The sequence below is a fragment of the Treponema sp. JC4 genome, assembly GCF_000260795.1.
Lineage (GTDB): Bacteria > Spirochaetota > Spirochaetia > Treponematales > Treponemataceae > Treponema_D.
Genome location: NZ_AJGU01000140.1, coordinates 1 through 420, shown reverse-complemented (window position 1 = coordinate 420; position 420 = coordinate 1). Strand labels below are relative to the sequence as shown.

At 43.8% G+C, this 420-nt stretch carries 1 protein-coding gene; it reads right to left on the bottom strand.

Annotation, left to right across the window (positions count from 1 at the left end; genetic code table 11):
• Window positions 1–201: 201 nt before the first annotated feature.
• A complete protein-coding gene (locus MSI_RS15240; RefSeq protein ID WP_369759202.1) occupies window positions 202–384 on the bottom strand; it encodes a LysR family transcriptional regulator in 183 nt (60 codons plus the stop codon).
• Between the last annotated feature and the right edge of the window lie 36 nt (window positions 385–420).

Below are 420 nucleotides of genomic sequence, written 5' to 3'. Positions count from 1 at the left end.
CACTGTCTGATTCGTTTACTACAAACTGTATGTTGGGATAATGCCGACTGTAGGATGCGAGAACGCCTGCAAGAAGATACTGTGCCGGCAGAAGATGAGGCGGAGATAAGAATCTGTTTATCCACCGTCTTCTCCTTATGATGTCCGCAGACCTCGTTATTTTATCAGATACCTCCAAAAGCTCCTTGGCATAGAGGTAAACTATAACTTCCCTGCTCTGGTTAGATTAACTTCCTTTGTGGTACGCATCAGAAGCTTGACACCCAGTTCTGATTCCAATGAGTTTATTATAGGGACGCTCACGGTTGGCTGAGTCAGGTACGATTTCCTTACGCGGTCCTGGAAAAGTCTTCCGTTATTTGCTATCATTACAAAGGCTTCAATTTGTCTTTAAGTTCACCAAACTTTATCCTTTCCGTC